General features: G+C 36.1%; 12 protein-coding genes and 1 riboswitch. Of the genes, 2 read left to right on the plus strand and 10 right to left on the minus strand.

The annotated features are described in order from the left end of the window. Nucleotides 1–383 precede the first annotated feature (383 nt). Nucleotides 384–526: riboswitch (cyclic di-AMP (ydaO/yuaA leader) on the minus strand. Between the two features lie 227 nt (nt 527–753). Further along, nucleotides 754–1,125 (plus strand): Na-translocating system protein MpsC family protein, encoded by a 372-nt coding sequence (locus B5V89_RS01065; protein ID WP_108070118.1) that lies wholly within the window; start codon nt 754–756, stop codon nt 1,123–1,125. Between the two features lie 88 nt (nt 1,126–1,213). Here the strand turns inward: B5V89_RS01065 and B5V89_RS01070 are convergent, their stop codons facing one another. The 9 genes from B5V89_RS01070 to B5V89_RS01110 form a co-directional block, all read right to left on the minus strand. Beyond that, nucleotides 1,214–2,032, minus strand: a complete 819-nt coding sequence (locus B5V89_RS01070; RefSeq protein WP_108070120.1) for a hypothetical protein — start codon at nt 2,030–2,032, stop codon at nt 1,214–1,216. Between the two features lie 172 nt (nt 2,033–2,204). Beyond that, on the minus strand, nt 2,205–2,912 hold the full coding sequence (locus tag B5V89_RS01075) for an ABC transporter ATP-binding protein (protein ID WP_066228365.1): 708 nt from the start codon (nt 2,910–2,912) through the stop codon (nt 2,205–2,207). After that, nucleotides 2,912–3,691 carry an ABC transporter ATP-binding protein gene (locus B5V89_RS01080; protein ID WP_066228361.1) on the minus strand — a complete coding sequence of 260 codons (780 nt, stop codon included), beginning with the start codon at nt 3,689–3,691 and terminating at the stop codon, nt 2,912–2,914. The genes B5V89_RS01075 and B5V89_RS01080 overlap by 1 nt, the downstream gene beginning before the upstream one ends. Next, entirely contained in the window at nt 3,666–4,640 is a 975-nt protein-coding gene (locus tag B5V89_RS01085) for a branched-chain amino acid ABC transporter permease (protein ID WP_066228358.1), read from the minus strand. Before B5V89_RS01085 ends, B5V89_RS01080 begins: the two co-directional genes overlap by 26 nt. Nucleotides 4,641–4,655: 15 nt before the next feature. Further along, entirely contained in the window at nt 4,656–5,534 is an 879-nt protein-coding gene (locus tag B5V89_RS01090; RefSeq protein ID WP_108070122.1) for a branched-chain amino acid ABC transporter permease, read from the minus strand. Between the two features lie 63 nt (nt 5,535–5,597). After that, on the minus strand, nt 5,598–6,764 hold the full coding sequence (locus tag B5V89_RS01095; protein WP_066228354.1) for an ABC transporter substrate-binding protein: 1,167 nt from the start codon (nt 6,762–6,764) through the stop codon (nt 5,598–5,600). Between the two features lie 449 nt (nt 6,765–7,213). Next, complete coding sequence (locus B5V89_RS01100; RefSeq protein ID WP_066228348.1) at nt 7,214–8,467, minus strand: DUF445 domain-containing protein; 1,254 nt, start codon at nt 8,465–8,467, stop codon at nt 7,214–7,216. 132 nt (nt 8,468–8,599) lie between these two features. Continuing rightward, complete coding sequence (locus B5V89_RS01105; RefSeq protein WP_066228345.1) at nt 8,600–9,787, minus strand: PDZ domain-containing protein; 1,188 nt, start codon at nt 9,785–9,787, stop codon at nt 8,600–8,602. A 103-nt stretch (nt 9,788–9,890) separates the two neighbouring features. After that, nucleotides 9,891–11,348, minus strand: coding sequence for a S41 family peptidase (locus tag B5V89_RS01110; protein WP_108070124.1), 1,458 nt, complete (start codon nt 11,346–11,348; stop codon nt 9,891–9,893). A gap of 253 nt (nt 11,349–11,601) precedes the next feature. Between B5V89_RS01110 and B5V89_RS01115 the strand changes: the two genes are divergently transcribed. Beyond that, nucleotides 11,602–12,906, plus strand: a complete 1,305-nt coding sequence (locus tag B5V89_RS01115; protein WP_107921161.1) for a VTT domain-containing protein — start codon at nt 11,602–11,604, stop codon at nt 12,904–12,906. A 418-nt stretch (nt 12,907–13,324) separates the two neighbouring features. Here the strand turns inward: B5V89_RS01115 and B5V89_RS01120 are convergent, their stop codons facing one another. After that, a complete protein-coding gene (locus B5V89_RS01120) occupies nt 13,325–14,320 on the minus strand; it encodes a homoserine dehydrogenase (protein ID WP_066228337.1) in 996 nt (331 codons plus the stop codon). Nucleotides 14,321–14,344: the final 24 nt, after the last annotated feature.

The raw sequence follows: 14,344 nt of genomic DNA on the forward strand, positions 1-14,344 counted from the left end.
ACTTATTACCACAAGTCTTTGACTGATTTTTAACTTACACTTCAACTAGTCACTGCAATAAATCTTTACTTTTCTTCTTTCACCTCCAAAAAAAATAGACCAATACATACTTTCCCTCCGCTTGAGTAAAAAAAGTTCCGGTCAGTAAATATGCATTCGATTTGAATGCCTCTGATTCGAATCATTTTTCTCAATTTTTTGGAGAAAAAGTACACATTGGTCTACCTAATGCCCAGCAAGCATTCGCTCCCTTTGCATTCTGTCTTCCAAGTATCCTTTTTTAAAAATAGGCAAAACAAAAAGACCTACTATTAATTCAAGTTTCCTTTTTGATTATGTATAGAACATAGTCAAAAAAGCACCTTGGTAAGGTGGTCTCTTTAGACCTCCTTCGCTTTAGCCGACGAAGTTAGCTGACGGGGTAGGATGGCGAAAGAGAAGATCTCATCCCTTCTACAAACCGTAGAATTAACCCCAAGAAAGTGGTTCCTCCGTTCTCAATTTTGAGACTAGGCCGAAATATTTTTTATTATGACGCTTATTCTACTTCGCTCCTTGCTTATTTGTAAATTACGAAATTTAACGAAATCCGGTTGAATTTTCTCAATTTCCATATCATTTCTCAAATTATCTATTTATTACTAATTTTTTCGTAATATTTCGTTGGTTTTTTATTTTTTTATTTTTCTATTGACAATGGTAAACATCCAAAAGTAATATTATCTTCAAGATAATGGAATGGGGGCATTGACCATGGCAATAACAAAAAAAAGGTTAGAAGCGGATCTTAGTGAAGCCTTTATTAAACTTCAACGAGATCTTATTGGCCGTGGGCCACAAGAAACAAAAACATATATTGTCCATGATATGGTCATTGCTAGATTTAAAGGTGTTTTAACCATTGAAGAGAAACATTTAGTTAATCACCAATATGGTAAAAAGCTAGTGAAACAAATGCGTCAAGTTCTTAGGGAAATGTATAGCGAAAACTTCGAGAGAATTGTCGAGAAACTTACGAATTGTACAGTAATCTCAAGTCATAGTGATATTAGTACAAAAATGGGGGAAAGAATTGAAGTGTTTATATTAGATAAGAATTTAGAAAAGCAATTTGAACAAGATTGATAGATTATCTATATGAATCTACTAAAAATACGCCTAGTAGTCTTGTACTAAGCGCATTTTATTTTTCGAATATCTATTAGTAAAACAATTATGAAACTTCAAGTGTAAATGGAACAGTAAGGATGTTGCCATCAATATTAAATTGCCCCCAAATACGATAGATTCCTTTATTCGGAAAATACGTCATAAACGTAACTTCTGGTCCAGTCGTTTTCGTATAGATAGGGTGAACATGTAAAAAATGTTTCAAGTCTTTATCGATTGCTACCGCATGCCCGATCGTTCCTAGATAGGGTTGAAGATCCTTAATCGGTTTTTTTGTTTGTTCATCATACAATGTGAATGTAATATTCGTATTTTTTTTCGCCTTTAACTCATTTTCAAAAGAAAGCGTGACTTTCTTACCATCGATTACTTTCGTTAGATTTTTATCGGGAACGATTGGTTTTGGTTTTGGCTCATCTCCTACTACATGAACCCAATGATCTTCCAAACTGTATTCGCTCGCTCCTACTGGTGTCATTTCGGCAGTCATTTTATAATCGCCACCCGCCGGAAATTTCGTAGTGATGGTAAACTCGCCATTATCCTTTAATGTTGGGTGGATATGACTGAAATAAGATAAATCTTTGCTGACAATAACTAAATGCATTTTCTTTTCGCTTACAGTTTCAAATTGTTTGATAAGTTTATCGTGTTTATCTTTTATTACGATAGACATTGGAACATCCTCATTTGCTTTCGGATCTTTCGGCAATGTCCAGTCTGATTTCGTTTCATCACCTGTCACTGGCTCCATTGAGCTCATATCATGCTCTTTTACTGACATTGGCACTTTTGCTGCATTGCAGGCTGACAAGAGGAGTGAAGTGACCACACTGAAAAATAGCAATTTTTTCTTACTCATTAATTTCCTCACCTATTCCTTCCATTTAAAATTGCAAAATCCCAATATATTTGTTTTTCTTCCATATCTTACAAACGATAACCACTATATTTTAACATACTTACTCTAATTGTTTCGCAAAAATTTCAAAAAGAAAAAGCATTGAACTACTATCAATGCTTTCTCTTTCTATCTAATGGCCGCCAAGATAGGCTAATTTCACTTGATCACTACTATCTAATTCTTCCGGAGTTCCGGATGCAACCACACGACCCGTTTCAATGACATAGGCTCGATTAGCTATCGATAATGCCATATTAGCATTTTGTTCAACAAGTAATATCGTAGTACCGGACTGATTAATTTCTTCAATTATTTTAAAAATCGTTTTTACTAAAAGTGGTGCTAATCCCATTGATGGCTCATCGAGCAGCAATAATCTCGGTCGGGCCATTAATGCACGCCCCATCGCCAGCATTTGTTGTTCACCACCTGATAGCGTCCCGGCCTGTTGTTTTTTTCGTTCTAATAAACGTGGAAAAAGCTGATAGACTTTCTCGAAATCCTCTTTAATTCCAGCTTTATCTTTGCGTAAAAATGCACCTAATTCGAGATTTTCTTCGACAGTCATATTGGCGAAAACCCTTCTTCCCTCAGGAACATGGGAAATTCCCTTTTTAACTATACTTTGTGCGGCATTCCCAGCTATCGAGCTTTTTTCGAACAAAATTTGACCTTGTTTAGGCTTTAGTAATCCGGAAATCGTTTTTAATAACGTACTTTTTCCTGCACCATTTGCACCTATTAATGTGACAATTTCACCTTGATTAATCGTTAGGGAGACTCCTTTTAATGCTTGAATATTTCCATAATATACGTTGATGTTCTCAATTGTTAGCATTATGAAACCTCCTCCCCTAAATATGCTTCGATCACTTTCGGATTGTTTCGTATTTCTAATGGCGTGCCTTCTGCAATCAATTGTCCGTGATCAAGAACGTAAATCCGTTGACATACGCCCATGACAAGCTGCATATCGTGTTCGATAAGTAGAATTGTTAAATCAAATTTTTCTCGAATAAAAGCAATTAATTTCATTAATGATTCCGTTTCTTGCGGATTCATTCCTGCTGCCGGCTCATCAAGTAAGAGCAGGCTTGGCTTTGTAGCCAATGCACGAGCAATTTCGAGACGTCTTTGTTGTCCATACGGCAGATTTTTTGCTTTTTCATCTTTATATAAATCAAGATTGAAGATTTTCAGAAAATCAATCGCTTCCTGCTCCATCTCTTTCTCACCTTTAAAATGCGAGGGAAGACGCAGGATAGAGCTAAATATTCCATGTTTAGCATTGGAATGATAGGCAACTTTAACATTATCTAAAACCGTCAGCTCGTTAAATAGTCTAATATTCTGGAAGGTCCGACTAATTCCTTTTCTCGTAATCTGATAAGGGGCATTCCCATTAATCCGTTTTCCGTTTAATTCAATATTCCCCATGGTAGGTTCATAAACACCTGTTAATAGATTAAAAAACGTTGTTTTCCCTGCACCATTCGGTCCAATTAATCCAACCAACTCACCTTTTCCCAACTCCATATTTACATCTGAAACAGCCTTTAGTCCCCCGAATGTAATCCCTACATGATCTACTTTAAGCAGTGGTTTGTTTGTTTCCATTTTGTGTCCCTCCACCAGCATCTTTGCTTTTTTTGAAGAATGAGGTAATTTCTCTTGTTCCCAGTAATCCTTGTGGACGGAAAAGCATTACGATGATTAGGACTAGTGAATAAATAATCATCCTTGTTTCAGCATAATCTTGTAAAAACGTTGAAACAATCGTTAAAATGACAGCCGCAATCACTGCTCCCGATAAACTTCCCAAACCTCCAAGTACAACAAAGATTAAAATATCGAATGATTTTAAGAAACCAAAGTTCGTCGGTTGGATAATATAGAAGTTATGAGCATATAATCCTCCTGCCACTCCGGCAAAAAAGGAACCGATCGCAAATGCGATTACTTTATAATAAGTCGTATTGATCCCCATAGCATCAGAAGCAATCTCATTTTCTCTAATCGAAATACATGCTCGCCCGTGGGTCGAATTTGTAAAGTTGACGATAACAATAATAGATATTAAAAGACAAGCGTAAACCCATGGCCAAGTAGTATAATTCATTACCTGCATTCCACTAGCTCCACCAACATAGTCAATGTTTAATAGGATAATCCGCACAATTTCACCGAATCCTAAAGTGGCAATTGCTAAATAATCCCCTTTTAAACGAAGGCTGGGAATCCCAATAATCAGTCCAGCAATAGTAGCGACAATTCCCCCAACAATTAAAGCAATGGGAAATGGCAGTTCAAGCTTCATCGTCATGATCGCTGATGCATATGCACCGACAGCGAGAAAACCAGCATGTCCGATCGAAAACTGACCGGTAATTCCGATAATTAGATGTAGGCTAATCGCGAGAATGATATTAATAGATAAAGTAAAAAGTGTATTCGTGTAGTAAGAACTAAGTATTTCACTACTAATTAGCCATTGGACAACTACAAAAAATATTAAGGATACAATGATTGATAGCCAAAAACCTTTTGACTGTTTAAGTATCGACATACCTTCTCCTCCTTCTTAAACCTTTTCCTTGAAGTTTTTGCTAAATAGTCCAGATGGTCGAAAAATAAGTATAAGAATGAGTACGATAAAGGCAACACCGTCACGCCATAATGAATAACCAAATGCACTGACAAGTGATTCGATGACACCTAATAATAATCCACCTACCATTGCCCCCGGAATGATTCCAATTCCTCCTAAAACAGCAGCAACAAATGCTTTGATCCCAGGTATTAGCCCCATTAATGGTTCGATTTTTATATAATATGTTCCGAATATTACGCCTGCGGCTCCTGCTAGTGCGGACCCAATGGCAAAAGTAGCGGAAATCGTTCGATCAACACTAATTCCCATTAATTTTGCGGCTTCTGCATCATGAGATACGGCTCTCATCGCTTTTCCCGTTTTCGTTTTATGCACAATAAATTGAAGAACAATCATCAGCACAATGGATATACCTAGAATAAACAATGATTGACTATTGATCGTAATACCTAAAATGTGGATACTTTTTGAAGGAAGAGTATTAATCGGATAAGCTTCTGGTTGTGCACCTCTTAAATAAATCATTCCATATTCAATTAATAAAGAAACACCGATTGCGGTAATAAGTGCGGCAATTCTCGTCGCATTACGTAACGGCTTATAGGCGATTCTTTCAATTACTACCCCTAGAATTGCACAAACGACCATCGATATAATCAATGCCGGGAAGAAACCAAGATGTAAAAAGGTAATCGAGTAAAATCCGATAAAGGACCCGATCATGAAGACATCCCCATGAGCAAAATTGATTAGTTTAACAATTCCATAGACCATTGTATAGCCCAGTGCAATGAGTGCATAAATACTACCTAGTGAGATACCGTTTACTAGCTGCTGAATTATCTCCATTGTCTCACTCCCCTTAAAATCCTGATAAACTCTAAAATAGGGGGACTAGCCCCCTATTACAATTTATGGATTAATTTTTGCTTCAAATTTTTGTTCGCCATCTACAAATTTTAAAATCGTCGCTGATTTAATCGGATTATGATTTTCGTCAAGTGTCATTTTTCCGGAAATTAAATCAAGTTCTTTCGTTTCAGCTAGTGCCTTTTGAATTTTTTCAGGCTCAGAGCTTCCTGCACGTTTAATGGCATCTGCAAGGAGATATAACGTATCGTATCCAAGAGCATTGAATGCGTCAGGCGTTTTATCTTTGTATTTCGCTTTAAATGCTTTTACAAAGTCTTGAATTTTCGCATCCGAATCTCCGGATGAGTAGTGGTTCGTAATATACGTATTATTCGTTGCTTCTTTTCCACCAATTTCAATGAGTTTAGGAGAATCCCATCCGTCTCCACCCATAAATGGTACATTTAAACCTATTTCACGTGCTTGTTTCAAAATTAAGCCAACTTCTTCATAATATCCAGGTACAAACACAAATTCAGGATTTTTTGATTTAATCCGAGTTAATGTAGAGCGGAAATCTGTATCTTTTTGTACATAGGCTTCGTCATTGCCTACAATGGTTCCACCATTCTTTTCAAATGCTTCTTTAAATGCTGCCGCTAATCCTTTTGCATAGTCACTTGAACTATCGATAAGGATCGAAGCTGTTTTGACCTTCAATTCATTAGAAGCAAAATTCGCTGCGACTGTTCCTTGGAACGGATCAATAAAGCAAGTTCTAAACACAAAGTCATTTAGTTTTCCTTTATCAAAGGTAATAGTCGGACTAGTGCCAGTTGGAGTAATGAGCGGAATTTTTTTCCCTTGGGCAATTTGTACTTGTGCAAGTGTATTTGTACTTGTTGCTGCACCAATAATCGCTGAGACTTTATCCTTATCTATTAATTTCGTTGCTACACTTGTTGCTTCAGCAGCATCCGATTTATTGTCTACTTTAATTAGTTTAATTTTCTTTCCGTCAATCCCTTCTTTGTTGATTTCATCAAGAGCGAGATTCACCCCTTCTAAAATCGATTGGCCGTAAGAAGCAACCCCACCGGATAATTCAAGATTGGCTCCGATTACTATCTCATCCCCGCCTTTTCCCCCACTCTTTGCTCCGCCACAGCCGGCCATTAGTCCAGCTGAGAGTAGAAGTGACATCGAAATACCTAAGATTTTCTTCATATCTCTAATTTCCCCCTTTTAGACATAGTAAATTTTGTTCATTAGAAACAGGTATTTCTTCCTCCTTATTATTTATATTTGTATTATTCAAAATAAAAACCAAGTTCTGAAAACATTGTACAAAATAATATGTGTTTAGTCTATATATTCCGATAATTTTACTTATTAAAAATTTTTTTAAATTAAATTAAGTAAAAAATAGAAGATAGACTTCATCACTCGATGTCTATCTTCTAATGAACATCTTATTTATTTTAGTAAAGTTTAATTAGAAATAAATAATGGACCGTTCCTTTACGCTACAGGGTGCTCGCTTTCCGCGGGGAGGAAGTCGAGCCTCCTCGGCGCTTTTCGCGCCTGTGGGGTCTCGACCTTTCCTCTATGTCCCGCAGGAGTCTCGCACCCTTCCGCTCCAATCCACTCTGTGCTTTTAATATTGTTAAAAGGATTTATAGAGAAAATAACATCTCAATTCCAGTAATCAATATTCCAATGATGAATCCGCAGATTGCTCCGTTTACTCTTATCCATTGCAGGTCTTTACCGATATTGTTTTCTACCATGTTGATAAGTGTTTGATCATCGAGTTTGTTTAGGTTTTCTTCAACTAGTCTGCCGATTTTTGAATGATTTTCTTCGACAAAGTTTGTGATTTGTGTGTGGAGCCATGTTTCGATTGCCATCATTTTTTCTTGATTTCCTCTAAGTGATTGGAATAGCTCCATGATTAATGGAATAAGATGTGCTTCCACAAAAGGACTATTTTGAATATAACCCGCTAGTTTCTTTTGCATTTCAAACAGTATTTTTTCAATACTTTCAGACGGATCCCATTCCTCAAGCAATGATTGCTTGAATTTCTCCAATTCTTCAATGAGCGCTTGATTATCTCCGGCATTATGTAAGAACGTTTGAATAGATAATAAAACCTTTTCCCGATCATTACTATTCGGATTTTGTAGATCATGAATAACATTACTTATAAGATTTTGAATGATTTTCCCCATTTTCTCTTCGTTAATTAAGCTTTGAAAGGATTTTAGAGCAAATTGTAAAAAACCATCTAATTCAATTTTATTAAGGGCAGTTACTGCCATACTACCAAGCTTGTATTTCGTTTCTTCTTTCGAAATCCATTTCTCCCCATGCATCAATAGATAATCCAATCCTTTTTGATCAAATTGATGATCAAGAATTTTCTTGGACCCAACTTCGAGTAGAGATTGCATTTTATATAAATAAAGATAATCCTTCATATATTTTGAAAGAAGTGGAGCAAGCTTTTGAACGTCAACTTTCACAATCATTTGTGATAATAAAGTTGCGATTGCTTTGTTTAAGCGTGGTGATTGCAATTCCCTTTCGGCTATATTGATTATTTTTTCTGTCATCTGAATCGTATTCAGCTTATCTTTAATACTTTTCTTCGAAAGCCAATCATTTTCTAAAGTAGAAATTAACGCCTTCGTAATCCTTGAACGATTTTTCGTTAATAATGAGGTATGTGGAATAGGTATTCCAAACGGGTAACGAAAGAGTGCTGTGACAGCGAACCAATCTGCTAGACCCCCAACAATCCCTGCCTCAAATCCTCCGTGTAAAAATGCGATAATCTTCGAATCACTAAATGGGAATGTAAGTACAAATCCTACTCCCATGATCGCAAGTGATATACGTGCTAAATGTTTTGAACTTCTAACCATTGTGTGATTTCATCCTTTAATATTTTTAAAATTTGACTTTATCTATTGATATTTTCAATCCACAAAAAAGAGGATAATATCATATTACCCTCTTTATTATTTGATAATTCTTTTAGAAACTCAATGGTTTTTTTAAGAAGCCTCATTCCCATTCCATTTCTTCCTATCTTCTACTGTTAAAATACCAAGTTCATGGTGATCTCCTTCAAATAATGCTCCTTGTACAAAGCGGACCTCTCCTTCTGAATTAAGAACTTCTAATTTACAGTACGCACGATTTTTTTGAAGGGCTTTGTAAAACTCTTTTTTGTTTCCAGTTAGTTGCCCGTTGCATTTATAAATAATCTCTCCTGTTTGAAGTCCTAATTTTTCAGCGGGAGAATGAGGTATAACAGCTAAAACGATAAGTCCATTTTTTCGAGGTGTAAAATAATATGGCGCCGCGTTTTCCCGGACACGATGTCGATAAGAAATCCACCCTCTGCCAATGATTGCGATGATCACTGCGACTATTGATAGAATCGGTACCCACATTCCTGATATAGCAATGGCTGAGATAACTATCCCTAATGCAATTACCTGTTTCCCAATCCGTTTTACCGCTAATTGAGGCAAAGTACTTTGAATTTGCTGTTGAAATCCTACAGCAAACGGAACAAGAATGAAAGAATACGAGCTTGTCCCAAAATCAAACGTCGGCCACCATTCGAAAGGGGCAGTTAATGGGCCAATTGGCAGAAAACAAAATACAGGAATGAGCCATATTCGTTTTACCTGATGGGCACCAACAACTAAACCTCTTCTGCTATTTCGAAGGATTGGCGAAAATTTCTTTGATCCATTTCGCATCATTTGTATACCTTCAACGATTAACAGCAGACCTAATAATACAATAAAACCTGATAAACTATTATCAGATGGATGTCCTGATAATATAGGAAGATTCCAGTTTAATTGTTTCGCTAAAAATAGAAAAACAAATGAAAATCCGATCGTAAATGCTGGAGACAAAAAGCGAAAATTACCTATAAGTGAAAGCACAATCGTAATAATCGCTAACATGGTAACGATGGAGTAAGAAATTGTTAACCCACTTCCGACTGTAATAATAGAAAGAATGAACCCTATTAGTAATCCTGCAGGAAATAAAAAACGTAATTCTTGCAATGGATCATTTACCCTTATATGAAAATCACTTCGTTCTCGTTTCACACGAGAAAGACCAGTAATAACGGCTAAAATAATAGAATAGTAGAATATTGGATGAAGAAACATCTTCCCAATGCCTTTCAATATTTCCATTATCCACATTTGCGTCATACTTTTTTCACCACCTAATCTATTATTTCTATTTTATCAGATTGTGTACATAAAACCTATTAAGTATTGGTAAAAAAAATAAGGAACAGGTGCGTCCTGTTCCTTATTTTTTAAAGCTTTTAAGTGCAACTTGTAGTTGCAGGTCGTTTTTTTCGTTTTTTATAGCTGAAGTAATTTCCTCTTCTAACGATTCCGCTGTTTTTGGATCAATTTCTCCTGTAGCCGGCAGCCCCACTTCGTTTTGAAATGCTTTTACCGCATTTTCTGTTTGCTTATCATAATACCCATCTGCCCGTCCGGTAGCGTATCCAAGTCCATCGAGCATTTGCTGGGCGATTTTTATTTGTTCATTATTCATGTCAACGGTCATTGTTTTTTCTACTTCCAATGGATGGATATAGAAATAATCTGGTTGCTTAATTTCAATGTTTGGCTCAATTCCTTTATGGTGAATCCAATTTCCATTAGGCGTGAGCCATTTAAACATCGTTAGCTTGATCGTGCTTCCATCGCCCATTGGGACAGCCTGCTGAACTGTTCCTTTTCCAAATGTCTTTTCACCAATTAATGTATATCCTTCAGCTTCTTTTAAGGCGCCGGCAAGAATTTCAGAAGCTGATGCGCTCCCCTCATCTACTAATACAGAAATAGGGTATTTTTTGCTTTCTTTTAATTTGGAGTAATATGGGAGTTTCTCCCCATCACGCTGTTGAATTTGATAAGACGGTTTTTGATTCGTAACTAAAACACTTAAAATTTCTTCCACACTTACTAAAAGCCCGCCTGGATTTCCTCTAACATCTATGATTAATCCATCCATTTTTTGTTTTTCCAGCTTACTTAATTCTCTTTTAAAATCAGCCGCCGTATTTTGTGAAAATTGAGTAATCTCAATGTATCCAATTGATTTGGTGCCGTCTTCTTTCATGCTCGCAAATACAGTTTCCATCGGAATTTTATCACGTTTTACTTTAATTTCGAGTGGATCGCTCACACCTTCACGTTTAATTTCAAGTGTGACCGTCGTCCCTTTTTTCCCGCGAATCTTTGTCGTCACTTTATATAGATCGAGCCCCTTAACACTCGTTCCATCTACCTTGATAATTTCATCTTTTGGTTTCAAACCCGCTTTTTCCGCAGGAGAGTTTTTATAAGGTGCAACAATTATTGCTTTCCCATCCTTTGATGTCATTTCCGCACCAATTCCTTCAAACGTTGATTCGAGGGTCTCGTTAAATTGTGAAGCCGTTTTTGCATCCATATAGACGGAATACGGGTCATTTAACGTGCTGACCATTCCTTGAATGGCACCCTCAACTAATTTACTTTCATCCACTGTTTCAACATAGGAACCTTTAATTAAGTCATATGCTTGGGCAATTTTTGCTAAGTCCGGCAGTGATTCTCCTTTGTTTTTCACATAATTAATCATTTGGTTTTCTTTTGTGGTGTTTTGTGTCTGTACTTGTTCCGGCTCCAGCCACTTCATTCCTATATATGTACCGCCAGCTCCGGTTACTAATGCGCACGAAACCATAACGGCCATCCATTTTCGGTTCATCTGACTCCCCCTAATTTGTTAGGATTCAACGCTGTTAATATTTCAATATATGTGTGAAAAGGACGAGTTATGATGATTCAATCATTAAAGGGTTGATTAATTTTCCTCGTAGAGGGAAGAGTATTTTCTATTTCTTTCAATATTTGTTTATAATAAATTTATATAAAGCTCATTTTTAGTTTGTGAAACTTTTATCATGATAAAAAAGTCTATATAGTGCGTTTTTGTTTTATTTATCGAGGGGGAAGTCATTTTGAGTTGGCTATTTCATTTAATCGATCAGTTCGGATATTTGGTTCTATTTATTTCATTGATGCTGGAATTAATCATCGTTCCTATTCCTAATGAAATATTGATGAGCTATGTTGGATTTCTTGTTTATCAACATAAATTAAATTTATATTTAACCATTTTATTTGGCGGTCTTGGCGGGATAGTGGGAGTAAGTATTTCCTACTGGATCGGTTATAAATTAGGTAAGCCATTTTTCAATAAATATGGAAGTAAAATTCATATGGGGCCAGACAAAATTGAAAAAATCGCAAAATGGAATAAAAAATATGGGAAGGGGCTATTACTTTTTTCTTACTTTATTCCAGGCGTGCGTCATATTACTAGTATCTTTTCAGGTATTACACGAATCCCTTTTAAAACATTTGCGATTTTTGCCTATATCGGGGTCTTTATTTGGGTTGGTACGTTCATTAGTTTAGGTAATATTTTCGGGCCAAAATGGGAGTCTTTTCATAATGAGGCGAAAGTATATGTTACCCTTGCCTGCATTGGCATCGGCATAATTTATCTAGCCTATTATTTAATTAAAACGAACAGAAAGAAAATTAAAGAAAATATCCTTTTATTAATTGAAAATACATTTAATCGATTCAATAGTTTTTTAAAAACAAAGCTAGTGATATTTGGGGCATTAATTGCTTTCATTGGTCTCATATTTTTAATTGTTGGAATGATTCAAGACTTTATTGCTAATGAATTTGAGCAGTTTAATTCGATTACAAATACGATCATTATGTATGCATTTAATGAACGTTGGAAACCTGTGATGACGCTTTTCAATTCTATGTCTAATTGGAAAGTACTTTTGGTATTCATCCTCTTTACTGCCGTTTGGATATCCGTTAAGGGGGGAATTAAGCGGATTGAATTCCTTTATTTTTTCCTGAGTATACTAGGGGCTGTCTTTTTAGGAAAGGGGCTTAATATTCTTTTCCATTACGTGACACACGGAAAAGAACTGTTTAGTCAATCCTTTCCAAATGAACAAGCATTAAGTTGTTCTATTATATATTCGTTTTTTATGTACGAAATCATTCGTCATAGTAAAAGTACTTTACTTAATTTACTCACTTTTTTGATCGTTATCTTTATTTTATTAGCAATCGCTGCGAGCGAAATTTATTTAGGGATCCATGTTCCGAGCGATTTTGCCGCCGGGTATGCTTTTGGTGGAGTTTGGGTATGTTTTATGATTCTATTATTAGAAGTCTCTCGACTGATTAAGTTGATTAAAGAAACGGATTTTAGTAAGCAGCCAAAATGATAAAGAGGTGTGTGAATTTTTTGTGATTACGAAGATTGTTAGGTCTAACTTTATTGGGTAACTTGGGTTTTAAAATAAGCGGAGAATCTCCGGTTATACTGTAGAATAGAGCTTGGTTTGGGGGATTTAAGCGGAAATTTTCCGATTAAGCAAAGCAAAATTACCCTTTTTTGCGTTTTTTGGGTTAATAGCCGGAAAACTTCCGGCTATTTAAGCTGTTTTCAATGCTATTATGCTCATTAAGGGAAATTTCTCCGCTTATTCAAATTCGTTTTAGCATCTAATATACTTGTCGTTTTGTTTAAAAAAAGACTTAGAGAAAAATACATCTCTAAGTCTTTTTGACTGTGAATTATGATTTTCCTTTATGCACCTCACAAGTAAACCCGTTAAGGTTGGACCGATTTCTTTCTGTTCATTAAATAGATTGATATTCGAGTCGTTTCTTTGTTGCTGAATGTTGGATGATGTCCACAAAGTCTTCAATCATCGCACTTGCGGTCGCCAACTTTCCAGCTCCGGGACCTTGAAGGGTAATTTTTCCGACTAAACTTGCTTCTATTGCAACGGCATTTTCAACACCTTCAATGGAATAAAGGGGATGATTCGAATCAACGATGATTGGCTGAACGGAAGCTACTAAAGAGTGATCATTGAAGGTAATTTCAGCAATATGTTTAAAACGTTGTCCTCGTTTTTCCGCTTGTTTAATCTGTTCCTGTGTGATAGATACGATCCCATCAATAATTACTTCTGACCAATTCGGTTGTTGATTAATGACTAATTGACTTAGTATCATTAATTTATAAAAAGCATCGATTCCGCTAATATCATTCGTTGGATCAGCTTCCGCATATCCCTTCTTCTGTGCGAGTTGGAGCGCTTTATCAAATGAAAGCTTTCGTTCTCTCATTTCAGTTAAAATAAAATTCGATGTTCCATTTAATATCCCTTGTATTTTGGTGATACGATTTACTTGTAATAGCTGTTTAATCGTTCGAATGATTGGAACTCCTCCAGCTGTTGTTGCTTCAAAGCCAATTTTGGTTTCATTTTGCTGGGCCCTTTGAATTAGTTCATGACCGTGATTAGCAAACATTTCTTTATTAGCAGTAACAACATGGATGCCTTTTTCAATGGCTTGGAGTAAATAGGATCTACTTGGTTCCTCTCCTACAATTGCCTCGAATATCACGTCCAAATCCGGAATATTGATGATATCCTCAAAATTGGTTGTCACAAGAACATTCGCATCAATCTTTCTCTCTTTTGTTTGATCACGAATGAGAATCGCGACAATCTCAACTTCTTTTCCCAATAATTTTCTAAGCTGTGTTTGATGTGAGTGAATGGCACTATAGACACCCTCACCCACCGTTCCAAAACCTAACAATGCTACTTTAATAACTGTCATTACAACCTCCCACCTGCCTTTACC

Source organism: Heyndrickxia sporothermodurans, assembly GCF_003055045.1.
GTDB lineage: Bacteria > Bacillota > Bacilli > Bacillales > Bacillaceae_C > Heyndrickxia > Heyndrickxia sporothermodurans.

Coding starts and splice junctions, on each gene's coding strand:
- B5V89_RS01065 (WP_108070118.1), top strand. CDS start 754: ATGGCAATAACAAAAAAAAGGTTAGAAGCGGATCTTAGTGAAGCCTTT.
- B5V89_RS01070 (WP_108070120.1), bottom strand. CDS start 2,032: ATGAGTAAGAAAAAATTGCTATTTTTCAGTGTGGTCACTTCACTCCTC.
- B5V89_RS01075 (WP_066228365.1), bottom strand. CDS start 2,912: ATGCTAACAATTGAGAACATCAACGTATATTATGGAAATATTCAAGCA.
- B5V89_RS01080 (WP_066228361.1), bottom strand. CDS start 3,691: ATGGAAACAAACAAACCACTGCTTAAAGTAGATCATGTAGGGATTACA.
- B5V89_RS01085 (WP_066228358.1), bottom strand. CDS start 4,640: ATGTCGATACTTAAACAGTCAAAAGGTTTTTGGCTATCAATCATTGTA.
- B5V89_RS01090 (WP_108070122.1), bottom strand. CDS start 5,534: ATGGAGATAATTCAGCAGCTAGTAAACGGTATCTCACTAGGTAGTATT.
- B5V89_RS01095 (WP_066228354.1), bottom strand. CDS start 6,764: ATGAAGAAAATCTTAGGTATTTCGATGTCACTTCTACTCTCAGCTGGA.
- B5V89_RS01100 (WP_066228348.1), bottom strand. CDS start 8,467: ATGGTTAGAAGTTCAAAACATTTAGCACGTATATCACTTGCGATCATG.
- B5V89_RS01105 (WP_066228345.1), bottom strand. CDS start 9,787: ATGACGCAAATGTGGATAATGGAAATATTGAAAGGCATTGGGAAGATG.
- B5V89_RS01110 (WP_108070124.1), bottom strand. CDS start 11,348: ATGAACCGAAAATGGATGGCCGTTATGGTTTCGTGCGCATTAGTAACC.
- B5V89_RS01120 (WP_066228337.1), bottom strand. CDS start 14,320: ATGACAGTTATTAAAGTAGCATTGTTAGGTTTTGGAACGGTGGGTGAG.